The sequence below is a fragment of the Sphingobium amiense genome (assembly GCF_003967075.1).
Classification (GTDB): Bacteria; Pseudomonadota; Alphaproteobacteria; order Sphingomonadales; family Sphingomonadaceae; genus Sphingobium; species Sphingobium amiense.
This window is the reverse complement of record NZ_AP018664.1, coordinates 1016716-1039808: the sequence shown is the minus strand read 5'-3', so window position 1 is coordinate 1039808 and position 23093 is coordinate 1016716. Positions and strand designations below refer to the sequence as shown.

Sequence of the window (23093 nt, the reverse complement as noted above, 5' to 3'; positions counted from 1 at the left end):
ATCGAGAGTTACACTCCGATTTGGCGGCTTTCACCGCGGAGGAGGCAAAGGCCCATCATGCCACTTTTGGTATCGATGAAGGGCGCATCGCTACGCTCGCGGACACGCGGGAGGGCTTTCTGTCCGAGATGGTCTTTAAGGAGAGGGGTGAGATACTGGAGATCGGCCCAGGCTGCGCCCCGGCGTTGGACGGGATTTCCATTTCATACGCCGACCTTCTCGATGCGAGTGCGCTGCGGGCGCGCAGCCAAGCGCGCGGGCTGGACATTAGCAATTGCCCCGAAAATATAGATTATCCCGATGGCCTCGATGCGATCGACCGGACGTTCGATACGCTTTTCTCCAGTCACGTCATAGAATATCAACCCGATCTCATTGGTCATCTCAGAATGGCTTCCCGGCTGCTCGTGCCCGGCGGACGCTATTACCTGATCGTCTCCGACAAACGCTTCTCTTCAGACGCGCTTCTTGGCGAAAGTTCCATTGCAGATATTGTGCAGGCCCATCGCCCGCCGCGCGCGCGACACGCAATGGCGACGGCTATCGAACAGCGGGCGCTTGCGACCCACAATGATCCGTGTCGCCATTGGGCCAGCGACCATGGCGCGCTCGACGAGACGGCGATCAGGGATCAGATCAGGGCCGCGATCAGAACCTATGAGGATGGGGAAGATCATTTCATCGATGCTCGCGCCTGGCGGTTTACGCCGGCGCGCTTCCGCGAGATTTTGACGATGCTGCGACTGCTCAAGCTGATTGAACTGGCCCCGGTTCGCATCTACAACACGCCTCGTGATCGACAGGAGTTTTGCGCCGTGCTTGAGGATTGCGCGTCCGAAAGAAGCGCATAGCCCTGCTGCCAATCATTCCGGCCCATCGCCAGAAAGACGGACAAGAAAGCCTTAGCATGATCGAATTTGAAAACGTCTCTAAGACGTACCATATACGGAAATTCGAAAAGCACGTTTTCGCCGACCTCAACTTCAAGATCCACAAGGGCGAAAGCCTGGGCATCTGCGGGGCGAACGGCGCCGGGAAATCAACCCTGATGCGCATGATCGCTGGCGTAGAATATCCCACCAAGGGCAAGGTTCATCGTTCGATGACCACATCCTGGCCTATTGGTTATGCAAGCTGTTTCTACCACAATCTCACGGGCGCCGATAATGCGCGCTTCATATCGCGCCTGTATAACCATTCCGAGCAGGCGGTGCTCGACTATGTGGAGGATTTCGCGCAGCTCGGCGCCTATCTATATCAGCCTGTTGGAACCTATTCTGCAGGCATGGTCGCGCGCCTCGCTTTCGGCATTTCGTTGGCCATCGACTTCGAATGCTATCTGGTCGACGAAATCACGGGCGCGGGTGACGAGCGCTTCCGTATTCGGTGCGAAGAAGCGCTGCTCCACAGGCGCGATAATGCAACGTTGATCATGATCTCGCACGATCCGGGGACGCTCCGACAATATTGCCGCCGGGGCGCCGTGGTCTATGGCGGAAGCCTCGTTTTCTATGACACGATCGACGAAGCGAACGAGGTGCACCACAGACTGCAAAGGCTGGCGTCATAGTTATGGGTTGAGCTCCCCCCAAGGCACGTTTAAGTGCTTCGCTTCATGCGCCAGGCCCACCCTCCCCTTTCTAAGCGTAGAGCGTTCAAATCTTGGAGAACTTCGCTGTTTATCCCTTCTTACCGGGTTTTCCGCGCCGGCGCGGTAGTTTCAATTTCTGCCCTGCTCGCTGCCTGTGCTGCGCTTCCCACTAATGGACCGACGGCTGGTCAGATCACTCATGCTGTGACGCAGCGAGATAACGGCTTGGGAATGGCGTTGGTGGACATCTCGGCGCCGATGATTTCCAGGCTCGCCGAGGACAGCCGGCTGGCGAATAAACATGTTGCGACGCTTGCAAATCTCGGGGGCGGCGGCCTGGCACTCGGTAATGACGTCGTGGGGCCAGGCGACATTCTCTCCATCGCCGTTTATGAGGTTGGCGTTGGCTTGTTCGGGGGAATGACCCCGACGGGCGACTCACTCTATCCAGCGGCTCGCGGCGAGGAATTTGCGGCAGTTCCAGTGGATCGCAATGGCGCAATCAAGCTGCCCTATATCGGCGAACTTACGGTCACGGGTCGCACCCCCGCCGAAATAGCGCATATGATCGAGAGGGGCTATGCGGGCCGCTCCCAGTCGCCGCAGGCGCTGGTCCTACTGAAGAAGAATATGAGCAATACGGTCTATGTGACCGGGGACGTCCGCAAGCCGGGGCGTATTGAGCTGAGCCTGCGCGGCGAGCGGCTCCTGTCAGCCATCGCCGAAGCGGGCGGGACGGTCAGTCAGACCCAGGACATGGTCGTGCGCGTCACGCGCGACGGTGAGGTCGTCGAAGAGCGGCTTGACCGCATTCGCGCGGGAGCGGCCAATGACATCGTACTGCACGCCAACGATGTGGTCGAACTGATCAAGGAACCCCAGACCTACACCGTGTTCGGCGCGGTTACCAAGGTGACGCAAGTGCCGTTCGATCAGACCGAGCTCACCCTGGCTGAAGCCATTGCCCGCGCGGGCGGGCCAAACGACGCCCTCGCCAATCCCAAAGCGATATTCCTGTTCCGCTACGTTCGTCCGCTTGATGGCAGCGAAGCAAAGCCGACAATCTATCGCTTGAACCTGATGCAACCGCAAAGCTATTTCTTGTCCCAGAAATTCGTGATGCAGGACAAGGATGTCTTGTACATCAGCAACGCCAACATCAACCGCGCGTCGAAGTTTGTGGGCATTCTTAATCAGCTGTTTTCACCGTTCATTACAGCACGCGCCCTGTCGCAATAAACGGAATGGAGAACAGGTCGTGACAAGGTTTCTCGTCCGAGATGCCCCAAGACGGAGAGTTCGAGTGGATGAAGAAACCGCCATTTCCCTGGATGATCAGGTAAGCCAGTGCGTCGCCGTTCGCGATGCGGGGGATCACCGGAGCGCCGCCGCTTCGCTTGAAGCCATCGTCGCCGTCGCCCCACATCATTTTAGAGCGACGCTGGAACTGCTCGTCGTGACGGTCATGTCAGGACGCTCGACCGTGCCGGACAAGATTCTGGCGCGCATGCCCGCAGAACTCCAGGCGCATCCCCATATCCGGCTGCTGATCGCCCAGCATCATAGCCAACACGGACGCATCTCTGACGCGGTTCACTGGCTGGCCGGGGTCAGTCAAGAAAGCGTTGAGACCGTACCGAGCTTCTCAGGCATCCGACGCGAGCTCCTCGCGACGCTAGCGGGTCACAGCATAGATCTTACCAATTCCTTGGCTGCCATTCTGCCAAGCCATGAGATGGAGCAGGCGCGCCTCGCGGTCGCCCAGGTAATCCTGCAGACTGTCATCAATTCTGAAAATGATCCTGACCAGTTCTTCTTTCATTTGCAAAAGTGGACCTTTCTGACACCGGATCGCCTGCACCTGCGTGCCGATATTTTCGCGCAGATGCTCATACAACTGCCCGCGCATATGTCCGCAGATTTGCTTTCAACAGCTTTCGCCTATCTGGTCGCTACCCGTCGGTGGGGAGAGGCGCGAACGATTGCGGACCGTCTGCTAGCCATGCCCGAATCTGTCAGCGACCCGGTTTTCGCAAAAGCGTTGCTCGCCTTCGCCGAAGAAGGTGATCGCTCCTTTGCGGCCACCGCTTCGCACGTCATGGCTGAATGTTCGGCACGCTTAGCGAGCGACAATCCGCCCGCATTCAGACGGTCAGCTGCCAAGCTTAACGGGATTGAAGTACGTGCGCGCAAGCTCCGCCGCGAACTGCGCCCGCCGGAGGACTTCTCGGCCATTGGCGCACTGGCGCCCACCTATTCCGCCAAAGCGGCCGATGCCGGCCCACATCTCTATGTCGGCCTTTTCGGGCAGGTGCGGTTCGGCAGATATCTTCTCGATCCTATCAGTACCTATTTGAAGTCGGAGCTTCAGGGCTTTGTCGAGAGGGGCGGCAGCCTTAGCTTCGGCGTGGCCACCTGGCAGGACAGCGGCCAGCGGGAACTTCAGGAAGCAGACGGTTATTCCTTCCTCCAGGACCTGATACCGCAACCCATTGCTGACCGTCTCGCGACATATCGCCTGATGTCCGTGCGGGATGCCATGCCGCTTATTCCTACCATAACCAACCGGCTGTTGGATGAATGCCGGCACACACAGGTCATTGACGCGGAAACGTTAAGGTCGCAGTTCGATCGCGATGCATTCATCTCGATCGATAGCGACGCTACCTTTCTGGCTGAATTCGGCAATCGTCTGACCGAAGTTTTCGGCGAATCGACGCCGCTGCTTAATCAGGGCCGCATGTGGAACCGGATCGCCGCTCACAGATCGCTTGTGAAGCAGGCGGAGGAAAATGCCGGCAGACCCGTCACGCATGCATTGCTGATACGTTCGGATCTGACCGGCTTGGCCGGTCCTCTCGGACAACATCTCGAATCGCGTATTCTGTCAGGGGCGACCAACTGGGGCATGTTCGACCATGACCCCCATGCAACTTATATCGAGGGCGTCGGCGATCGCTACATGATAACGGATCGCGTAGCGTTCGATCGTCTGATGGACGGCTATGAGTTGATGCGATCCATAGTGGCACCGGGCACGGCGGTCGATCCAGCCTATCGCGTGCGCTTCTTTCCGCACGCCCATTTGCGGACGATCCTTTTCGAACATGGCACGGAGTTCCACGAGATTCTGCGCTCTTCAATTCAGTTTGAAATTTATCGCGGGCGACGGACCGTTGAGCAATTGCATGCCGAAATTGCTCAGGACGCTGAAAAAAGCTCGGATAAAGACCTCCGAAATTTCTTTGCATCTCTTGTCGCATCGTCGGCGGCATCGGCCTGACGATTCCCTGCCTTTTCAATCTGGACGCCAACAATGAACTATCTTGCTCACCGTGGCTTCTGGCGCACGCCGGATGAGAAGAACAGCGAGACCGCCATCCGGCGGGCGTTCGAATATGGTTTTGGAATCGAAACAGATGTGCGGGATTGCGATGGGCGGCTCGTCATCAGCCACGATCCGCCGAAGACCGATGCGATGGACTTCGCGTCATTCCTCGGCATCTATCTCAGCTATCCCGATCGCACCAAGTTGGCATTGAACGTCAAGGCCGACGGCATGCAGGGAGCGATGAAAACGATGCTCGATCAGGCCGGCGTCACCAACTATGTGGTGTTCGACATGTCGGTCCCGGACCTGCTTGGTTATCGGAAGGCAGCTATGCCCTTTTACGTCCGGCGCAGCGAATTTGAAGGCCCCTCCCCTCTCGATGCAGACGCAGCTGGCGTCTGGCTCGATTCTTTCGAACGCCCTTTCGCTGATGGCGCGCTTCTTGCCGAGGCGGGCACCGCCACAAGCGGAGATATTGCGCTCGTTTCACCGGAACTGCATCGCCGTCCACATCTGGAGGCATGGGCATATTGGCGGGGCGTCGAGAAGGACTATGCAGAGCGCTTCTGGCTCTGTACCGACTTTCCAGACGAGGCGCAGGCGTTTTTCGCGATAGGGGGTTGAAGCCACGATGATCAAAGCGATTCTCTTCGACATGGATGGGGTCCTCATCGAGGCCAAGGATTGGCATTATGAGGCGCTCAACATGGCGCTCGATCTGTTCGGCATGCCCATCTCGCGCGATGCCCATCTGTCGACCTTCGACGGGCTGCCCACGAAGGACAAGCTCAATCTGCTAACAAAAACGCGCGGATTTCCTCGTGGCCTGCACGACTTCACCAACAGGCTGAAGCAGAGTTACACACAGGAGATCACCTACGCGCGCTGCCGTCCGGTATTCCATCACCGCGATGCGCTGTCCCGGCTGAAGCAGGAGGGATACAAGCTCGCCGTCTGCTCGAATTCCGTCATCGACACCGTCAAGCTGATGATGAATCTGTCGAAGCTCGAACCCTACCTCGATCTCCAATTGTCCGCCCAGCATGTGGAACGCGGCAAGCCCGATCCGGCCATATATATTTTGGCCATGGAGAAGTTGGGCGTCACGCCAGACGAAACTTTGATCCTAGAAGACAACGATCATGGTATCGAGGCCGCGCGCGCATCCGGGGCACATCTCATGACTATCGGTCTGACGACCGATGTTAGCTATCCGCGCATTCGTAAGGTCATCGACAGCATCGAAGCTGCAGCAGCGAACTGAGGTACTCGGCCGTGCAAATTCTCGTCCCGCTCGCAACCCAATCCCCCTTCTTCAAGCAGGAGGATTATCATTTCCCCAAACCGCTGGTCGAAATCTCCGGCGTTCCCATGATCGAACGTGTCGTGGACGGTCTAAAGCCTCTCGATCCCGATGCGCGCTTCATTTTCGTGATCCGACGCGACGATGCGGCGGGCTTCTCCTTGGATCGGTCGCTGGACATAATCAGCGAAGGCCATGGGACTATCGTGCAACTCGGCGCTGAAACACAGGGAAGCCTGTGCACGTGCCTGATGGCAATCGACGAATTCAATATGGACGAGCCGTTGATCATTTCAAACGGCGACCAGATCATTGATGCCGATTTGCGCGCGATCATCGCCGATTTTCAGCGCAAAGAGGTCGATGCAGGCGTTGTCACCTTCGACTCGGTGCATCCGCGATGGTCCTATGTCAGCCTGGATGCGGACGGCTATGTCCTTCAAGCAGCTGAAAAGCGGGTTGTCAGCCGCAACGCCGTGGCGGGGATTTACTATTTCAAAACCGCCGCAACATTCGTTGCCGCCGCCAAATCGTGCATCGAATCCGGCGCAAGCCACCAGGGACTCTATTATATCGCTCCGGCGTTGAATGAGATCATTCTGGCCGGTGCGCGCGTGGGAAGCGTGGAGATTCCCGCAAGCGGCTATCACAGCTTCTATTCACCTGCAAAGATTGAGGAATATGAGGAGGGACGGATTTTGCGGTCTCTCCGTCATGATGCAGACACTGCTCGGTCAGCGGTCCAGGTCGTAATCCCCGCAGCAGGCGAAGGGAGTCGCTTTGCCAAAGCCGGCTATGACAAACCCAAGCCCTTCATCGACGTTTTGGGCCGACCGATGATCCGCCACGTCGTCGACAATGTTACGCCCAAAGGCGGTTCCGTGCACATTCTGGTACGGAAGGATCACGTCGCGCGTTGCGAAACAGAACTTGCTACGCTCTCCGACCGCGGCATCGAATTTACCTTGGTGGATCAACTGACCGAGGGTACGGCCTGCACGCTGCTGCTCGCACGGGCGTCCTTTGACAATGAGCGCCCCCTGCTCGTGGCGAACTCTGACCAGTTGGTGGATTTTTCCGTCGACGATTATGTGCGGGATTGTCTGGACCGCGACCTCGATGGTTCTATCCTGGTATTCCGCGATGCGGACCGTGATCCCAAATGGTCCTTCGCACGGCTGGACGACAATGGGCTGGTGACGGAAGTGGCGGAGAAGAAACCCATTTCCGATCTCGCAACGGTCGGCATCTATCTGTTCCGCCGTGGTAGCGAGTTCGTGAAGGCGGCCATCGACATGATTGCGCGAAATGATCGCGTAAACAACGAGTTCTACACCTGTCCGGTATATAATTATATGATCCGGAACGGTGCACGCATCGGCGTTTATGAGGTTGCGCCAGAAGCCATGTCAGGCTTGGGGACGCCTCCCGATCTAGAAGCTTATCTCGAGCGTCAGACCGCTTGATGCGAATCATAGTTCCCCTCGCTGGTCCCGATTTCGAGCTGACAGATGGCACCACGCGCGCAGAACGAGTTGTCGAAGGGACGCCCCTCCTGCGACTGGCCTTGGAATCGCGTAGTTGGTGGCGCTCTGGTGCGGCGACGGCAAACGATCTGGTGTTCATTTTGCGCGACACCCCCACGTCGCGCAAATTCGCCGACCAGCAGCTCGAAAAATGGTATCCAGGATCTAAGACAGTCTTTCTAGGCAGCTTTACAGGCGGGGCGGCGCTCACCGCGCTGGCAGGCCTTGCCTTGGCGGATGACGGCTCGCCTCTGTGCATTGATCTGGCTGACATCCTGTTCGATGATGAGGCAGACCCTCTCACGCGCTTCCAGGACGAACGGTTGGGCGGTTTGCTGTTGACGTTTGCGTCATCCAATCCTGCTTACAGCTATGCCGAAATTGGTGCCAACGGTTACGTCCTGCGCACAGCCGAAAAGCGGGTCATTTCGGATCAGGCCTCTGCCGGCGTTTATTTTTTCCGAGACGCAGCCACCTTGTTGCGCGCAATCGGGCACAGCATCCAGCATCGAGCTTCTCTCGCCTTCAACGGCCTACTTTATGTCTGCCCGCTCTATAATGGCGTCATCGCTGACGGCGCCAGCGTCGCGACCGTTGCTGTGCAGCAGGTGCGAGACATTAAGGTCATGTCCTGAACGCCGGCCTGCAAACTGACCATGTCCATCGACATTACCGCCGAGCGCAGCTATCAAGCCCCGTTAGCCATAGCTTGTCGAGCCGGGAGAACTTCTTGGCCGTGGCGGTGATCGACGATTTGGTTTCAAAGATGCCGAACAACGAGTTTAACCTATGACGCCAACAGCTCTGGACACAAGGCGACGTCACTCGTTTTTCGCCGGCCTTGCCATCCAATGCCGTGTGATCGGCGCACTTCTCTTACGCGAGTTGCACACTCGTTACGGTCGCGAAAATATCGGTTATCTTTGGCTGTTTGGCGAACCCATGATCCTCGCCAGCGTCATGGCGCTGCTTCATCATGGCGGCCACACCGCCTACGGCAGCGATATCAAGCCACTCCCCTTCACCGTCCTCGGATACACCACCTTCATCATGTTTCGCGGTATCGTGAACCGCTCGGAAGGTGTGGTGGAGGGCAGTTCTGTGCTGCTCTATCACCGAATGGTGACGATTTTCGATGTGGTTCTTGCCCGCGCCCTGCTGGAAGCAGCGGGCACGTTCACCACCTATATGATGCTGATGCTGCTTCTTTGGGGCGTCGGCCTTGTCGCGCTGCCCGCGCGCCCCCTATACCTCTTTCTTGCCATCCTCGCCATGTTCTGGTGTTCATGGAGCCAATCCATGATCATCACGTCTAGCACGCACGACAACCGGACGCTTGAGCGCCTGATCCACCCCTATGCCTATTTCATGATCCCGCTGTCCTGCGCATTCATCCAGGTGGGGTGGCTGCCCGCGCCCATTCGAAGCATTGTCCTATGGTTTCCCCTGCCGCATATTTTTGAACTTGCCCGTTTTGGTCAGTTCAACAGCGCAAATCTCGACTATTTTGACGGCATCTATCTGGTCGCCGTCTGCCTGATCCAGACATGGCTTGGTCTGGTTTCTATTTCAAAATGCCGCAAGAGATTGCATCTGCGATGAAACAAGGACGCGAACGCATGCACAACGGACATTCGGCATGAATATGCACGGCATCATAAAGCCGGATTTCACCGAAGGCAAAACGAAGGTGTCGCTGCTGGGTCACACGGTCCAGTGGTTGAGGCTGCATTACATGTTCATATTTGTGGTCCTGCTGCCCACCAGTCTCACCACGGCCTATCTTTTCGGTATCGCGTCCGACCAATATTCTTCCGAAGCCCATTTTCTCGTCCGGAGCACCGAAGCCGCCTCTGCCCCCGCAATTGGCGGTGGCATCGGCCAGATCATCAGCATGGCCGGCGGCGCGACCTCGTCGCAAAGCGAGGCTATGAGTGTGGCGGACTATCTTTCCTCGCATGATGCGGTCAGAGCTCTCGCCCAGCAGGATCGGCTTGTAGAGCGGTTCAGTGTGCCCGAGGCGGACTATTTCAGTCGGCTAAGCCCGTCGACAATCACACCGGAAAATCTGCTGAAATATTATCAGCGCATGGTTGGCGTGCAGTTCAGTTCGGAAACGGGCATCACCACGCTGACGGTTCGCAGCTTTCGCCCTCAAGATTCCTATGAGTTGGTGAAAAAGCTGTTGAAACTCGGCGAAGCGCGCGTGAACGAACTCAACCGCCGAAGCTACAATGACTCCATTGCACTGGCAAAGCAGCAGCTTAGCATGGCGGAAAAGAATCTGTCGGACATCCAACTCCAGATGATGCATTTCCGGCAAAGCAGCGGCGACATCGACCCAACGATGACCGGACAGGCGCAGATCGCGTTGGTTCGCTCCCTGGCCGAACGCCTTGCCGCCGCCCGCGCCCAACTCAATTTCATGCGCAGTGCGATCAGCCCTAGTAGCCCGCAATATCGTGCGATGATGGCGACCGTTCGCGCTCTGGAGGGGCAGGTGGCGGCTGAATCGGCCAAGCTGACCGGAACCCGAGATGCGATCGCAACCGATATGGGCGGCTATGAGAAGCTGAAACTGGAACAGGGCTTCTTGGCGAAGCGCTATGAAGCGGCGGCCTCTTCGCTTGCCATGGCCAGGGAACAGGCGCGGCGGCAACAACTCTATATTGTCCACGTTGTAGAACCCAACGTGCCGGTAAAGAGCCTCTATCCAGAGCGCTGGCGGATCACGCTCACGGTGCTGATCGGAACGCTGTTGCTATATTCGATCGGGTGGCTCATCGCAGCGGGTGTCCGCGAGCATGCGGCCTAACGCCAGCGATGGAAAAGGTATCGCATTGCACACGGCAAGCATAACGATATGCCATCCTGGGAACATCCCGAGAACCATGCGGGGCGGCTCTGTAGGGTCGCATCACAGGCAGCAGACAGAGTGGACTTTGGCTGGGAACCGGCTTTTCTGCAGACATCCCTGGGTGCGTCTTCTTTTCGGGAACAGCACCCTGCGGAGGTGCTTGTCGGATGAACCCTGTGATGGATGAAGGAAAAGTGGCGGGTCCTCTGACGCTCGATCCCTTTTCCTTTCATGGATATACGTCCAGCGTGATCAAGGGTATCGGCGGACAGGCGCCCAATGCCGATCCATCCTATGCTTTCCACACCGAATATGTCCGCGTTGCTCGTGGCCGCGCGCATTTCGCCGTCGCCTTCGCGGATCTGCACGCAAGGCAGGGCACTCTGGTTTTACGCGTACATCTCCTTCCAGACGAGCCAGGTTCGGTCGCCAGCATGGTGACCAGCGAACGTATACAGCTCAATCGACTGGTCCAGAATCATGGGCATATCGAGATCAGCTTCGAAGCCTTCCGTGGCGCGACCTATGCCCTGATGGGGCTGGTCGCCGGAGAAACGGATGCTTCGGCAACGGACGTTCGCGTCACCGTCGACCGCCCCTATGATGCAGCGGAAGAACTGGCTGGCGCGCGGGGAGATGGATTGCCGACGCGCTTTGGCGACATGAGCAACTTCAGAACGACCGCACACATCATATCGCTGGATAGCCCTACCCTCACGCAGCCAGTGTCGCAGATTGCGACTCCCGGTCAATTTTTGGAGCCGATTTTCGAAAACTGGCGCCAGCGTCTCGCCCCCGCCTCGGAAGACATGTTTGACCATTGGTCACTCATCTATTTGCTTCAGGCATTGTCCACATACGGTATGATCGAAAAAGGCGCGAAAGGGCTGATCATCGGCCCGATCGACCGGTCATTCATCGATTTGGCCATCGCGTGCGGATGCAACCTCACCATATTGGATCGTACCGATCCCGGCCCGCTGCCGGTCGGAGCCGAATATCGCCGTGCCGGCGACCTTTCCGACTTCATGTCCGAAGATTTGTTCGATTTCGATTTTCTCGGCTCGTGCCAACTAGGCGACCGCTTCGATACCGTTGGAGACGTTGATCTGATCATGCACTGGGCATTCAAATATCTGCGTCCCATGGGAATGGCCGTCCATGTCGTGGGAACAGGCAGCCGCTCACCTCACTTCAAGCGGTCCGAGTTAGAGCGCCTGGCTTTGAATTTCCTGTCATCACGCCATGATGTGGGCCAGTTCCGACTAACCCCGTATCATCCATCCTTCGATCAGGAGCCTGGCGCAGCCGGTTTCATCGTGCGGCGGGCAGCAAAGGCAATGTAGAGCGATCTACCTACATTTTCCGATAAATTGCAACATCCATCAATTCTATCCGAAAGCCTTACATGACAGCCAAGATAACACCCGGCGATCTCCAGAAGCTCGAACGGTTGCTGTCCCTAGTGGACGAGAATTCGCGTCCGAACCTGAACGCATTGACAGAGGTCGTCAAAAACCTCCCTCTTGCCTATCTTAATATCAAGACTTTTGGATACGATCTCGCCCGTCGCCTTGGCGAAATCACCCCGCTTCCCGCCGGTGACGTGACACCAGGCTATCTCGGCTTGCCATGCAAGACATCTACACAGGCGGACATCGAAAGCGACTGGGCGGCCTATTGGTGCCGCGAGTTGAAAATTCCCGTGACTTACCACCGGAAAGTGTGGGAGTTGGCCTATGTTCTCCAGGTCGTCCACGAAAACGGCCATCGCCGCTCAGGCGCCCGGGGGCTGGGCTTTGGCTGTGGCATCGAGCCATTGCCGAGCTATTTTGCGTCATATGGCATCGAAGTTACGATGACGGACATGGAGCCTGCACAAGCCAAGGCCGCCGGGTGGAGCGCAACGAGCCAACATACCGAAAGTCTGGAACTCGCCTATCATTCGCATCTCGTCGACCGCTCCGCATTCGATGAGAGGGTAGGCCTGCGCTATGTCGACATGAACGAGATCCCCGATGATCTTCAGGATTACGACTTCTGCTGGTCAGTTTGTGCGCTGGAACATCTCGGCTCGATAAGGCATGGCCTCGACTTCATCAGAAATTCTCTTAAGGTACTGAAAATTGGTGGAATTTCCGTTCATACGACGGAATTCAACATCAATCCTGCCGGGCCAACGATCGACAATTGGGCGACCGTTCTTTTCCAGCGTCATCATTTCGAACAACTGGCCCATGAACTCATCGCCGAAGGACATCGCGTCGCGCCTCTCGACTTTTCCCTCGGCGACAAGCCCTTCGACCGCTTCATCGATCTCCCGCCCTTCCATCACGATCTGCCACAAACGCTGGGCGATTGGATTGGGCCACCACAACATCTCAAGGTTGCGGTCGATGGTTTCCCGTCGACATGCTTCGGCTTCATCGCGTGGAGGGGCGTGTGATTGTTCGTGGCGCCGGACGGACGGGCGCCAAGAACAGCGGCCGAAAAACACATCGCGGCATTGTAAAGCTCGTCAGACTCAGATTTGGACTTCCCCACGCTCGTCGCGGCGATGCGGCAAGACTGCGCAATGATTGGATAGAGGCGGTTGTCAGCTATCGGCGAGCGCTTGACTGGCTTCCTTGGCGAGAGGATCTGCAGATCCAAGTCGGCAACTGCCTGAAGGAATTCGGTGATCTGAACGGCGCGATTGCGGCCTATCGTTCTGTATCTTCGCCTGCTCACAGGCCCGAAGCGCTGAGGCAAATGGCAGACGCCAATCAACGCGACGGTTTCACCGTCCACCCCTATCGGATTGACAACACCGCAGACGGTGCGCATTTCGACGATAATCTGATCGGATCAGTCGATGCCCGCCTCCTGCCTAATCGCCTTAAGCTGAACGACATCGACCCGCGGCGACGGCTGGGGCCATTGGGGAATCGATCCGGTCCGCCACGCCGATCTTCCGGCAATGCAATCGGGATAAAACTCGATCAGGTCGGTGCCATGTCGATTGAGCGAGACGGTGTTCTTGAACCTCTTCTCGCTGGCATCATCGCTGTGCGCGGTCGCCTGCTTTCACTGCGCCACATTGAAACGCTTAGCATAAGCTTAGGTGAGGGGGAGTGCGCTCAGATCATCGAGACAGTGCCAACTCATTTGGTGAGCCTAGACGGCCCCCTGATGCTCCAGGTCTTCAATGCCTGGATCGACAGCGCACGGCTTCCCTCCGGTCGCCATTGGCTCAGCGTCAACTCGCCAAGCCGATCGGATTCTGCTGGACTGTTCGTCAACATAGGCGAGTTTGCCCATCAGGAGTTACTCGCAAGCTCAAACGCTTTCGTGCCATCGCCGGCGGATGGCACGACCGATTGCGACGAGTTCGTGAACACGATACCTACAGTCGCCAGGCCCGCTGCGCGAACGCTGTTTGATGGGGAGATTAATTCGCTTCTCATAATAAGGGCTGACCAACTCGGCGACCTTTCAGCATCGATGCCGGCATTCGCCAGGCTGCGGGCCCTTTTTCCTAAGGCGCGGATTTCCGCGTTAGTTCAGCCGTCCGTTCAGGCAATTGTCGAAGCGAGCGGAATCGTCGACGAGGTACTAACCGTTGAACTTCCCTACGACCACCGGACCGAACGCCGTTATCTTGACGATGCGGAAGAAAGGCGCATCTCCAACCTTTTCAATGACCGTGCCCTTGATTTGGCCATCGATCTGTCTCCGGGAGACGAGACACGTCCGTTACTTCTATTAGCTGGCGCTACCTATCTTGTCGGCTTCAATCCTGAACGATTCACATTTCTCGATTTCGGGATATCGATCCGATCACGAGACAAGCTCAATCAACTCGAAAAAAATTCCCACGCCGTCAATGTCCTGGCGCTTGTTGAGACGCTTGCGCTGGTTATGACTCCGGACCGAGCGCCAGTAGAGCGCAAACTCGTTTCCGGTCCCGTGCTTGCGGCCAATGGGCTAGTTGCACGCCGATATATTGTCCTCCACACCGGAGCACGCCACGCGATTAACAAGTGGCCGATCGCGAGTTTCCTTGCGCTTGCAGAGGAACTCTTACGCCGAACCGACCTAGATATTGTGTTGTTTTTCGATGAGGGTGATGACCCCGAGCAACAATGGTCGCCCGAAGCCTCCCATCGCGTGCACCGGTTCAGCCGCACTGACACTGATAGCTTTGACGCAATCTTGTCCAATGCGGCACTAATGATCGCCAATGATTCAGGACCGAAGCATCTTGCCGCAATGCGAGGAGTCTTAACCGTCAGTCTGCAAGTTGGCCGACTCAATTGGAATGAATGGGGTCAAGACGGAATTGGGAAAATCCTGAGCAAGCGCGTACCCTGTACGGGTTGCGGGTTAAATGATATTGAAATGTGCGGAAGAGGCGCAATATGCATAACTGCGATTTCAGTTGATGATGTACTAAACGCCATTGCATACTATATTAGTATAGACTAAATTCTCCCCACTTAATTTGCAGTTTAAAATTATTTCTCATTCTATGAAATGATTACCTCCATCAATTGAATTTTATAGTTTAATCTTAATTTCAAATTAATAGAATACTGCTTGCATTGCTTCGGCCTGTGCTTTCACCAAATCTGCGCAGGTTCCGACTAGGGTGGAAACCAAGCTATCGATGAGTTATCTCTACCCCGAGAACACTCGTGCTGACTGGTGGATTCCGGGGAAAGTTGACCTTATGGCCGAGTTAGGCAAATCTTGGGCAAGCACACCCGATTACTTCTCCACAGCGCTGATTTTAAATAGAAAAATCACCACCCGCCGCTACCTTGACATCGCAGGGGTCGCAAGTTCAGCTCCTTGCCGCGCCACGCGGTAAAGTGGTGAGTTGTTTGACAGGAGCATGAGGGGACGGCCCCGCCATCCGGTCTCGGCAAGTCGCCTCCTCAAACACCGCTACCCACATCCCCTACCCATCTGGACTGCAGCGCTGCCTCCCTCCGGCCGCACTGAATGCTATTGATAATGACTTGCAAATCCTTTTTGAGCTCGCTAGGGACACGCGAAATCAAGGGGATTCATCGACATGCCTGTTCTTTTTCCCATTCTGGCGGCAGCCGCGTCGGCCAATATGCCGGCGGAAGCATCCGCTGATATCACTGCACCCGCCGACATCATCGTCACCGGTCAGCGCACCGAAGGGGAAGACGATTATGCCGTGAACAAGCAGGCCACCACGATGCGCGTCCCCCTTTCGCAGCGCGAAACGCCTCAGTCGGTCAGCGTCGTCACCCGCGCGCAGATCGAGGATTTCAAGCTCAATGACATCAACGTGTTGATTTCCACTGAGAGTTGACCCGGGATTTTCATCGAGAAGTGACCCGGTTGGAAGGTATGTCCCGCTATGCGGGTGGTGGGTCAAGCGGGTTATTTTTCCTTTCGTGATTTGGGGTCCGCGGCGCTGGCCCTGAACCGAAAGCTGTCATTGCCGGTCTCGAGGATGTGACAGTGGTGGGTGAGCCGGTCCAGCAGAGCCGTTGTCATCTTGGCATCACCGAACACGCCAGCCCATTCGCTGAAGCTGAGGTTGGTGGTGATGACGACGCTGGTGCGCTCGTAAAGCTTGCTCAGCAGGTGGAACAGCAGCGCGCCGCCTGACGGGCTGAACGGCAAGTATCCGAGCTCGTCGAGGATGACGAGGTCGAGGCGCAGGAGCCGTTCGGACAGTTGGCCTGCCTTGTTCATGGCCTTTTCCTGTTCCAGCGCGTTGACCAGGTCGACGGTGGCGAAGAAGCGGACCTTCTTGCGGTGATGCTCGACCGCCTGGACGCCAAGTGCGGTGGCGACGTGCGTCTTGCCGGTGCCGGGGCCACCGATCAGGACGACGTTATGGGCGCCATCGATAAACTCGCCGCGATGCAACTGGCGGACCATGGCTTCGTTGACCTCGCTGGAAGCGAAGTCGAAGCCGGCCAGGTCCTTGTAGGCCGGGAACCGGGCCGCCTTGATCTGGTAGGCGATGGACCGAACCTCGCGCTCGGCCATCTCGGCCTTGAGCAACTGGGAGAGGATGGGGATGGCCGCATCGAAGGCGGGTGCCCCCTGCTCGATGAGGTCAGCGACGGCCTGGGCCATGCCGTACATCTTGAGGGAGCGCAGCATGACCATGACGGCGGCGCTGGCGGGATCATGACGCATGACGCAGATCCTTCCCGCGCAGCGTATCATAGCGCGCGACATTGGCCTTCGGCTCCCGGCGCAGGCTCAACGCCTGTGGGGTATCGATGGCGGCGATGCTGGTTGGCTTGCCGTCGAGCAGCCGGTGGAGGATGTTGAGGATATGGGTCTTGGTCGGCACGCCAGCTTCCAGCGCCAGTTCGACGGAACAGAGCACCGCCTGCTCATCATGTTGCAGGACCAGCGCGAGGATCTCCACCATCTCCCGGTCACCGCCGGGGCGCTTGAGCAGGAAGCCCTGCAACTGCCGGAAGGCCTCGGGCATCTCGGCAAAGGGCGCGCCGTTGCGCAGGGCGCCAGGCTTGCGCTGGATCACCGCCAGGTAATGCCGCCAGTCATAGATGGTCCGCCCTGGCTGGTCATGGGACCGCTCGATGATCCGGCCATGCTCGCACAGGACCTGGCCCTCGGCGGCGATGACGAGCCGGTCAGGGTAGACCCGCAGGCTCACCGGCCGGTTGGCGAAAGAGGCTGGCACGCTGTAGCGATTGCGCTCGAAGGAGACCAGGCAGGTCGGCGATACCCGCTTGGTGTGCTCGACGAAGCCATCGAAGGGCCGGCCCAGCGGCATCAGACTGGCGACCTCTTCGGCATGCACATCGGCGATGGTGCCGGGCAGGACGCCATGCTGGATCTGACCCCATTGCGCGATGCACTGCTCCTCGAGCCAGACGTTGAGCGCATCGATGTCGGGGAAGCTGGGCATGGGTTGCCACAGCCGGCGCCGTGCATCCTGCACGTTCTTCTCGACCTGTCCCTTCTCCCAACCGGAAGCCGGGTTACAGAACTCGGGCTCGAACAGGTAATGACTGGCCATCGCGGCAAAGCGCGCGTTGACCTGCCGAGCCTTGCCCGTGCCGATCCGATCAACCGCGGTCTTCATGTTGTCGAAAATCCCGCGCTGCGGCACGCCGCCCAGCACCCGGAAGGCCTGGGTCAGAGCGTCGAACAGCATCTCGTGAGTCTGGAGCAGATAAGCTCGGACGGTGAAGGCGCGGCTGTGTGACAGCTTGGTGTGCGCCACCTGCAGCTTGGTCTGCTTGCCGCCCAGCAAGGCCCAGTCCTCGCTCCAGTCGAACTGGAACGCCTCGCCCGGCGCAAAGACCAGCGGCACGAACGTGCCGCGACCACTGGTCTGCTGCTCGCGCTGACGATCGGCCTTCCAGGTCCGCACGAAGGCCGCAACGCGCCCGTATGAGCCGTTATAGCCCAGGACCACGAGATCGGCGTGCATCTGCTTCGCCGTGCGCCGCTGCTTGCGCGACTTGCCAGCCTCGATCCGCAGCCAGCCTGACAGCTTCTCCGCATACGGGTCCAGCTTGCTCGGCCGCTCGGGAACCTTGAACTGCGGCTCTACCGTGTCCGCCCGCAGGTACTTGCGGATCGTGTTGCGCGACAAACCAGTGCGCCGCTCGATCTCCCGGATCGGAACCTGCTGCCGGAAATGCCAGCGCCGGATTACACTCAATAACGCCATGTCGATCACTCCTGAATCCTCCGACCAATCAGCCAGAGGGAAGTCAAAACATGGGTCACTTCTCAGTGGAAACTTATGCCCCTCCCGGGTCAACTCTCAGTGGAAATCAACAGACCGGTTCAATCGACACGGCGATCTACGATCATATCGACGTGGTGCGTGGCGCGCCGGGGCTGCTTTCGTCCACGGGCAATCCGTCAGCGGTGGTGAACTTCATTCGCAAACGCCCGACAAAGACCTTCCAGGCGAGCGGCAGCGCCCAATATGGCTCGTTCGATCACATCCGCCTCGACGCCGATGTCAGCGTGCCGCTCACCGCCGATGGCAGCATTCGCGCCCGCGCCGTCGGCGCCTATCTGGACGAGGACAGCTATCTCGACCGCTACAGCCTGCGCCGCTGGACCGGCTATGGCATTGTCGAAGCAGACCTATCGCCGCGGACGACGCTGACGCTCGGCTATGGTCATCAGGATCACCAGAGCCGGGGCGCGACATGGGGGGCATTGCCGCTCTATTATACGGACGGCACGCGCATCGACCTGCCCCGTTCCGCCAATAGCGGTCCGGACTGGGCGGGCTGGAACGTCATCGACCGGCAGATTTTCGGCGACATCGTCCATCATTTCAACAACGACTGGTACGCCAAGCTGACTGTCGTGCGCCGCGCCGTGAGCGAAGACGACAAGCTCTTCTACGTCTATAACAATCCCAGCGCCGCTTTCCCCGATGGCATCGACCCTGCGCTCAACGATCCCGCCATCGGCGGCAACGTCCGCTCCTACCCCGGCGCGTTCCGGGCGCAGACGCGCAACCTCACCATCGACGCCTATGTCGCGGGCAAGGTGGCGCTGTTCGGTCGCGAACATGATCTGATGGCCGGCGTCAACCGCAGCGCACAGCGCTATATCCAGACATCGAGCTATGATTTCAGCACGGTCGGGGTCGTCCTTCCCTTCGACGACATCTTCAACGGCAGCTTCCCCGAACCCGATTTCCCTACGGTCTATAACAGCGACTTCGCGCTCAGCAGCAATTACAATACGCGCCGCGAATCCGCCTATGGCATGATCCGGCTCAATCCGGCCGATCCGCTCAAAATCATGCTGGGCGCCAATCTGACCCACGCGACCAGCAGGGGTTTCTCCTACGCCACGCTTCAGCAATATGACTGGACGCGCTTCCTGCCCTTCATCGGTGCGACCTACGACCTGGCCGGCAGCGTCAGCGCCTATGCGAGCTTCGCGACGATCTTCAACCCGCAGACCCAGACCACCGTCGACCGCCAGCTCATCGCGCCGATCAAGGGTGACAATCTGGAGGCGGGTCTTAAGAGCGAATGGTTCGGCGGCCGCCTCAACGCCAGCATTGCCGTCTTTCAGGCGCGGCAGAAGAACACGGCGGAGTCGGCCGGCTTCGATGAAACGATCGGGCAGACGGTCTATCGCGCGGTCGATGCCAGATCGCAGGGGGTCGAGTTCGAATTCGCCGGTATGATCGCGCCGGGGCTTCAGGCGACCGGCGGCTACACGATCATGCGCATCCGAGGCGAGAATGACGAAGCCGTTCGGACGTTCGTGCCGCGTCAGCTTGGCCGCCTCAACCTCACCTACTCCCCGCCCGCTCTCTCCGCGCTGAAGATCGGCGCAGCAGTGCAGTATCAGACGAAAATCTATCTGGAGTCGGGCACGCTGTCGGTCACGACCGGCCAGCCGATCCGCATCACTCAGCCGAAATATGCGCTGCTCGACCTGCTCGCCAGCTACAAGCTCACCGAAAAGGTGCAGGTCAGCGTGAACCTCAAAAATGTAACCAATGCCAAATATCTGACCGCGCTGAATTACGATCAGGGCTATTATGGCGCCCCGCGCACCGTGCTCGGCACGATCAGCCTGCGTTACTGAAGGAGCCGGAACATGACGGGCGCAGGGCAGAGATGGGTTCGCGTGGCGCTGGCCGGGCCGGGCGCCATCGTCGTCGCGCTCGTCATGATGGCGGGCATGGCGCTGTGGCTGCCGGGCGGCGCTGCGGGGATCGACAATCTGGTCCTGCCGCTAGTGCTGGTCCCGCTGATCTGGGCCGCGCTCTTCTTTCATGCCTGCCTCGACCGCAGACTCGGGCGCGTGGCGGTGATTGCCCTGACGCTCTTCGTCGTCCACGCAGGGCTGATCGCCAACCGGCTGCTCGATCATGACGCCGCGCAGGAGGTTCGCCGATGATCCATCTCCCCAAAGATGAGACCAAGGCGATGGTCGCCGTGCATGGCTGGTCGGGTATATTGCTCGGCCTGCTGCTCTATGCCGTGGTGCTGACCGGCACCGCCGCCGTCTTCGCCGAAGAGATCGGCGCATGGTCGGCGGGGCATGTCGCGACGCAGTCCGCCTTCCAGCGCCCTGTTGGCGATGCCCTGCGCCGGCTGGGCGCGCAGACGCCGGAGAAATATCATGAGGGCGTCGACCTGTTTGAAGTCGGCGATCATGACATGGGCCTGTTCTTCCACCGGCATGAGATGGATCGTGGCGAAGTCGTCGCGCGCGGCATCTTCTATATCGTCGGCAAGGATGGCAGGACCATCCACCGGCAGGAGGGCACGAGCGAGGATGTCTATGGCGCGCGCAACGACAATGCGCTGGGCGCCTTTCTGGTGGATACCCATGTGCGCCTGCACGTCCCTAACCCGTGGGGGCTGCTGCTGACGGGCATATTGGGGCTGTCGATGCTGGTGGCGGCGGTCTCCGGCCTGCTGATCCATCGTCATCTCTTCAAGGACATTTTCACCCTGCGCCGCAGGGGCAGCCCGGTGCTCGCCCATCGCGACCGGCACAGCGTGGCGGGCACATGGAGCCTGCCCTTTGCCTTCATCCTGGCCTTCACCGGCAGCTTCTTCTCCTTCTTCGGCACCGTCGGCATGCCGGTTGTGGCGATGGCGGCGTTCAACGGCAATGTTCAGGCGCTTCAGGATGCGGTCTACGGCAATCCCGGCAAGCCCGATCCCCGCCCGGCGGCTATCGGCAATTTCGACCGGATCGCGAGCGACGCCATCGCGCGCGCAGGCGCTATCCCGACCTTCGTCACCATCGAGCATTTCGGCCGCGCCGACGCGAAGGTGACGACCTACCACCCGCCGCGCGAAGGCGCGATTGCGCCCATGTCCCTGCTCTACAATGGCGCGACAGCGGCGTTCGAGCAGGAAAAGCCGCTTCTGGGGACGAAGCCGTCCGCCGGGGGCACGCTGGCGGCGATCATGTCGCCGCTACATTTCGGCAACTTCGCGGGCGTCCTGTCCAAAGCCGTATGGTTCGGCCTTGGCTTCGCCATGTGCTACGTCACCTATACCGGCATGACGCTGTGGCTGGCGCGCCGTCGCGGCGAAGCGCGCTCACTCGACTGGCTGGAGCGGAGCAATATCGTCGTCGCGCTCGGCCTGCCCTTCGCACTGGCTACATCGGCGGCGGCGTTCCTGATGACCATGCGCGCGGGCGAAGCGATATGGTGGACGCCTGCGGGATTTCTCATAGGCTGCGCGCTCGCCGTCCTTGCGGGCATCGTCGCACCGACCGCTGACAGGCTCGGCCTTGCGCTGCGCATCGGCACCGGCATCCTATTCTTTGCCCTCCCGCCGCTCCGACTGCTGGAGGGTGGACCGGGCTGGGGCGAAGCGTTGGCGGCGGCACAGGCCGTCATCCCCGCCCTCGATCTGGCGTTTCTCGTCGCGGGCGCATGGGCCTGCCTGCCGCTGATGGCGATGCGCCAGAGCCGCCGCGCTGCTACCACGCTTCAGGCAGCCGAATGATGACCGGCTTGACGCTCATCCCGCTCGCCCTATCGACCGCGTTCATCCTCTGGCTCAGCCTTGGTGATCCCAAGCGCCGCCGCGCGGAAAAGCTGGCGAGCGGAGGTCACTCCCCTGCCCTGCGCCGGGCGCTGGCTCTGGGCGCGATGCTGCCCGGCATCGCCATCGCGGCGTGCGGCGACGCTGCGGCCTTCCTCATCTGGCTGGGCGGCTGCGCAGTGATCGGCTGGATCGTCGCGCTCGCCCTGTCGCAACTCGCCCGTCAGCCCGGCGACTGACGTCCCGCCGCCAGCACCGGTGCGAAGGCCGCGACCCCGGCCTTCGGCCCATCTGGATGCGCCCAGACCGCGCTGCTCACCGCCAGAAAATCCGCCCCGGCGGCCACCAGCGGCGCGGCGTTCTGCGCGGTGATCCCTCCGATGGCGACGCAGGGCAGTTCGAACAGCGTCGTCCACCATCCGAGGATGGACGGATCGGGCCGATGGATCGTTTCCTTGGTCGCGGTAGGATAGAAAGCGCCGAACGCGACATAGTCCGCCCCCGCCTCGCCCGCTTCCATCGCCAGATGGCGGCTGTCATGACATGTGACGCCGATCTGCACCTTTGGCCCCAGCAGCGCCCGCGCATCCTTTGGACTGCCATCGCCCTGCCCCAGATGCACGCCGTCCGCGCCCAGCTTTTTGGCCAGCGCCGCGCTGTCATTGATGATGAAAGCCACTTCCCGCTCGGCGCAAAGCCGCTGCAACGGCTCCGCCGCCCGCGCGACCGCGTCCTCGTCCAGACCCTTGAGCCGCAACTGGAACGCCGCCACATCCCCGCCCTCGAAAGCGGCGCGAAGCTGATCGGTGAAGCGCTCGTCAATGACGGGCGGTGAAATCAGGTAAAGCTGGCAGGCGGGGCGAAAGCCCTGCTCGAACTGGTCGGCGAAATGCGGGTCGAGCGCCAGTTCCTCATCGGTGAAATTGGTCATGCGCGCCTTATAGAGGCTTGGACGCGCACGCCAAGAAA

Annotated in this window: 22 protein-coding genes; 19 read left to right on the top strand and 3 right to left on the bottom strand. The window is 59.2% G+C overall.

Translation table 11 applies throughout. The annotated features are described in order from the left end of the window. The first annotated feature begins 20 nt into the window (after positions 1–20). The 15 genes from SAMIE_RS04895 to SAMIE_RS04825 all read left to right on the top strand — a co-directional run bounded on the left by SAMIE_RS04895 (position 21) and on the right by SAMIE_RS04825 (position 15937). Positions 21–851 carry a class I SAM-dependent methyltransferase gene (locus SAMIE_RS04895; protein WP_066702252.1) on the top strand — a complete coding sequence of 277 codons (831 nt, stop codon included), beginning with the start codon at positions 21–23 and terminating at the stop codon, positions 849–851. Positions 852–907: 56 nt separating this feature from the next. Beyond that, entirely contained in the window at positions 908–1570 is a 663-nt protein-coding gene (locus tag SAMIE_RS04890; protein ID WP_066702254.1) for an ABC transporter ATP-binding protein, read from the top strand. Positions 1571–1615: 45 nt separating this feature from the next. Then, complete coding sequence (locus tag SAMIE_RS04885; RefSeq protein ID WP_145988115.1) at positions 1616–2830, top strand: polysaccharide biosynthesis/export family protein; 1215 nt, start codon at positions 1616–1618, stop codon at positions 2828–2830. A gap of 64 nt (positions 2831–2894) precedes the next feature. Beyond that, positions 2895–4874 (top strand): hypothetical protein, encoded by a 1980-nt coding sequence (locus SAMIE_RS04880; RefSeq protein WP_066702266.1) that lies wholly within the window; start codon positions 2895–2897, stop codon positions 4872–4874. Positions 4875–4907: 33 nt separating this feature from the next. Continuing rightward, complete coding sequence (locus SAMIE_RS04875) at positions 4908–5546, top strand: PI-PLC domain-containing protein (RefSeq protein ID WP_066702269.1); 639 nt, start codon at positions 4908–4910, stop codon at positions 5544–5546. Between the two features lie 7 nt (positions 5547–5553). Then, on the top strand, positions 5554–6186 hold the full coding sequence (locus SAMIE_RS04870; RefSeq protein ID WP_066702273.1) for an HAD family hydrolase: 633 nt from the start codon (positions 5554–5556) through the stop codon (positions 6184–6186). A gap of 11 nt (positions 6187–6197) precedes the next feature. Continuing rightward, a complete protein-coding gene (locus SAMIE_RS04865) occupies positions 6198–7691 on the top strand; it encodes a glycosyltransferase family 2 protein (protein ID WP_066702274.1) in 1494 nt (497 codons plus the stop codon). After that, positions 7691–8386 carry a glycosyltransferase family protein gene (locus SAMIE_RS04860; RefSeq protein WP_066702275.1) on the top strand — a complete coding sequence of 232 codons (696 nt, stop codon included), beginning with the start codon at positions 7691–7693 and terminating at the stop codon, positions 8384–8386. Before SAMIE_RS04865 ends, SAMIE_RS04860 begins: the two co-directional genes overlap by 1 nt. Positions 8387–8609: 223 nt before the next feature. Continuing rightward, positions 8610–9353: an ABC transporter permease gene (locus SAMIE_RS04855; RefSeq protein ID WP_232037372.1), complete on the top strand. Its 744-nt coding sequence runs from the start codon at positions 8610–8612 to the stop codon at positions 9351–9353. A 37-nt stretch (positions 9354–9390) separates the two neighbouring features. After that, on the top strand, positions 9391–10566 hold the full coding sequence (locus tag SAMIE_RS04850) for a lipopolysaccharide biosynthesis protein (RefSeq protein ID WP_232037371.1): 1176 nt from the start codon (positions 9391–9393) through the stop codon (positions 10564–10566). 209 nt (positions 10567–10775) lie between these two features. Next, positions 10776–11954, top strand: a complete 1179-nt coding sequence (locus SAMIE_RS04845) for a hypothetical protein (protein ID WP_126516748.1) — start codon at positions 10776–10778, stop codon at positions 11952–11954. 62 nt (positions 11955–12016) lie between these two features. Beyond that, a complete protein-coding gene (locus SAMIE_RS04840; RefSeq protein WP_066702286.1) occupies positions 12017–13054 on the top strand; it encodes a class I SAM-dependent methyltransferase in 1038 nt (345 codons plus the stop codon). After that, complete coding sequence (locus SAMIE_RS04835) at positions 13021–15075, top strand: glycosyltransferase family 9 protein (RefSeq protein WP_083952587.1); 2055 nt, start codon at positions 13021–13023, stop codon at positions 15073–15075. Before SAMIE_RS04840 ends, SAMIE_RS04835 begins: the two co-directional genes overlap by 34 nt. A 181-nt stretch (positions 15076–15256) precedes the next feature. Further along, positions 15257–15460: a hypothetical protein gene (locus tag SAMIE_RS04830; RefSeq protein ID WP_126516747.1), complete on the top strand. Its 204-nt coding sequence runs from the start codon at positions 15257–15259 to the stop codon at positions 15458–15460. 207 nt (positions 15461–15667) lie between these two features. After that, a complete protein-coding gene (locus tag SAMIE_RS04825; protein ID WP_126516746.1) occupies positions 15668–15937 on the top strand; it encodes a hypothetical protein in 270 nt (89 codons plus the stop codon). A 71-nt stretch (positions 15938–16008) separates the two neighbouring features. Here SAMIE_RS04825 and istB read toward each other — a convergent pair whose 3' ends face one another. Further along, positions 16009–16779 carry an IS21-like element helper ATPase IstB gene (gene istB, locus SAMIE_RS04820; RefSeq protein WP_066704332.1) on the bottom strand — a complete coding sequence of 257 codons (771 nt, stop codon included), beginning with the start codon at positions 16777–16779 and terminating at the stop codon, positions 16009–16011. Then, positions 16769–18295 carry an IS21 family transposase gene (gene istA, locus SAMIE_RS04815; RefSeq protein ID WP_066704330.1) on the bottom strand — a complete coding sequence of 509 codons (1527 nt, stop codon included), beginning with the start codon at positions 18293–18295 and terminating at the stop codon, positions 16769–16771. The genes istB and istA overlap by 11 nt, the downstream gene beginning before the upstream one ends. A gap of 50 nt (positions 18296–18345) precedes the next feature. On the opposite strand from istA, the gene SAMIE_RS04810 reads away from it, so the two are divergent. The 4 genes from SAMIE_RS04810 to SAMIE_RS04795 are packed head-to-tail and all read left to right on the top strand — an operon-like array spanning position 18346 to position 22363. Next, entirely contained in the window at positions 18346–20196 is a 1851-nt protein-coding gene (locus SAMIE_RS04810) for a TonB-dependent siderophore receptor (RefSeq protein ID WP_126516745.1), read from the top strand. Positions 20197–20208: 12 nt separating this feature from the next. Next, entirely contained in the window at positions 20209–20511 is a 303-nt protein-coding gene (locus SAMIE_RS04805) for a hypothetical protein (RefSeq protein ID WP_066701310.1), read from the top strand. Then, positions 20508–22085, top strand: coding sequence for a PepSY-associated TM helix domain-containing protein (locus SAMIE_RS04800; RefSeq protein ID WP_066701311.1), 1578 nt, complete (start codon positions 20508–20510; stop codon positions 22083–22085). The genes SAMIE_RS04805 and SAMIE_RS04800 overlap by 4 nt, the downstream gene beginning before the upstream one ends. After that, positions 22082–22363 carry a hypothetical protein gene (locus SAMIE_RS04795; protein WP_232037370.1) on the top strand — a complete coding sequence of 94 codons (282 nt, stop codon included), beginning with the start codon at positions 22082–22084 and terminating at the stop codon, positions 22361–22363. Before SAMIE_RS04800 ends, SAMIE_RS04795 begins: the two co-directional genes overlap by 4 nt. Here the strand turns inward: SAMIE_RS04795 and thiE are convergent. Beyond that, positions 22348–23055 carry a thiamine phosphate synthase gene (thiE, locus tag SAMIE_RS04790; RefSeq protein ID WP_066701312.1) on the bottom strand — a complete coding sequence of 236 codons (708 nt, stop codon included), beginning with the start codon at positions 23053–23055 and terminating at the stop codon, positions 22348–22350. The two genes, SAMIE_RS04795 and thiE, sit on opposite strands and share 16 nt — an antisense overlap. Positions 23056–23093: the final 38 nt, after the last annotated feature.

Bases quoted from the DNA above. Each gene is read 5' to 3' on its own strand.
- SAMIE_RS04890 (WP_066702254.1), top strand. From the start codon at position 908: ATGATCGAATTTGAAAACGTCTCTAAGACGTACCATATACGGAAATTC.
- SAMIE_RS04885 (WP_145988115.1), top strand. From the start codon at position 1,616: ATGCGCCAGGCCCACCCTCCCCTTTCTAAGCGTAGAGCGTTCAAATCT.
- SAMIE_RS04875 (WP_066702269.1), top strand. From the start codon at position 4,908: ATGAACTATCTTGCTCACCGTGGCTTCTGGCGCACGCCGGATGAGAAG.
- SAMIE_RS04870 (WP_066702273.1), top strand. From the start codon at position 5,554: ATGATCAAAGCGATTCTCTTCGACATGGATGGGGTCCTCATCGAGGCC.
- SAMIE_RS04860 (WP_066702275.1), top strand. From the start codon at position 7,691: ATGCGAATCATAGTTCCCCTCGCTGGTCCCGATTTCGAGCTGACAGAT.
- SAMIE_RS04850 (WP_232037371.1), top strand. From the start codon at position 9,391: ATGAATATGCACGGCATCATAAAGCCGGATTTCACCGAAGGCAAAACG.
- SAMIE_RS04845 (WP_126516748.1), top strand. From the start codon at position 10,776: ATGAACCCTGTGATGGATGAAGGAAAAGTGGCGGGTCCTCTGACGCTC.
- SAMIE_RS04840 (WP_066702286.1), top strand. From the start codon at position 12,017: ATGACAGCCAAGATAACACCCGGCGATCTCCAGAAGCTCGAACGGTTG.
- SAMIE_RS04835 (WP_083952587.1), top strand. From the start codon at position 13,021: ATGCTTCGGCTTCATCGCGTGGAGGGGCGTGTGATTGTTCGTGGCGCC.
- SAMIE_RS04830 (WP_126516747.1), top strand. From the start codon at position 15,257: ATGAGTTATCTCTACCCCGAGAACACTCGTGCTGACTGGTGGATTCCG.
- SAMIE_RS04825 (WP_126516746.1), top strand. From the start codon at position 15,668: ATGCCTGTTCTTTTTCCCATTCTGGCGGCAGCCGCGTCGGCCAATATG.
- istB (WP_066704332.1), bottom strand. From the start codon at position 16,779: ATGCGTCATGATCCCGCCAGCGCCGCCGTCATGGTCATGCTGCGCTCC.
- istA (WP_066704330.1), bottom strand. From the start codon at position 18,295: ATGGCGTTATTGAGTGTAATCCGGCGCTGGCATTTCCGGCAGCAGGTT.
- SAMIE_RS04810 (WP_126516745.1), top strand. From the start codon at position 18,346: ATGGGTCACTTCTCAGTGGAAACTTATGCCCCTCCCGGGTCAACTCTC.
- SAMIE_RS04805 (WP_066701310.1), top strand. From the start codon at position 20,209: ATGACGGGCGCAGGGCAGAGATGGGTTCGCGTGGCGCTGGCCGGGCCG.
- SAMIE_RS04800 (WP_066701311.1), top strand. From the start codon at position 20,508: ATGATCCATCTCCCCAAAGATGAGACCAAGGCGATGGTCGCCGTGCAT.
- SAMIE_RS04795 (WP_232037370.1), top strand. From the start codon at position 22,082: ATGATGACCGGCTTGACGCTCATCCCGCTCGCCCTATCGACCGCGTTC.
- thiE (WP_066701312.1), bottom strand. From the start codon at position 23,055: ATGACCAATTTCACCGATGAGGAACTGGCGCTCGACCCGCATTTCGCC.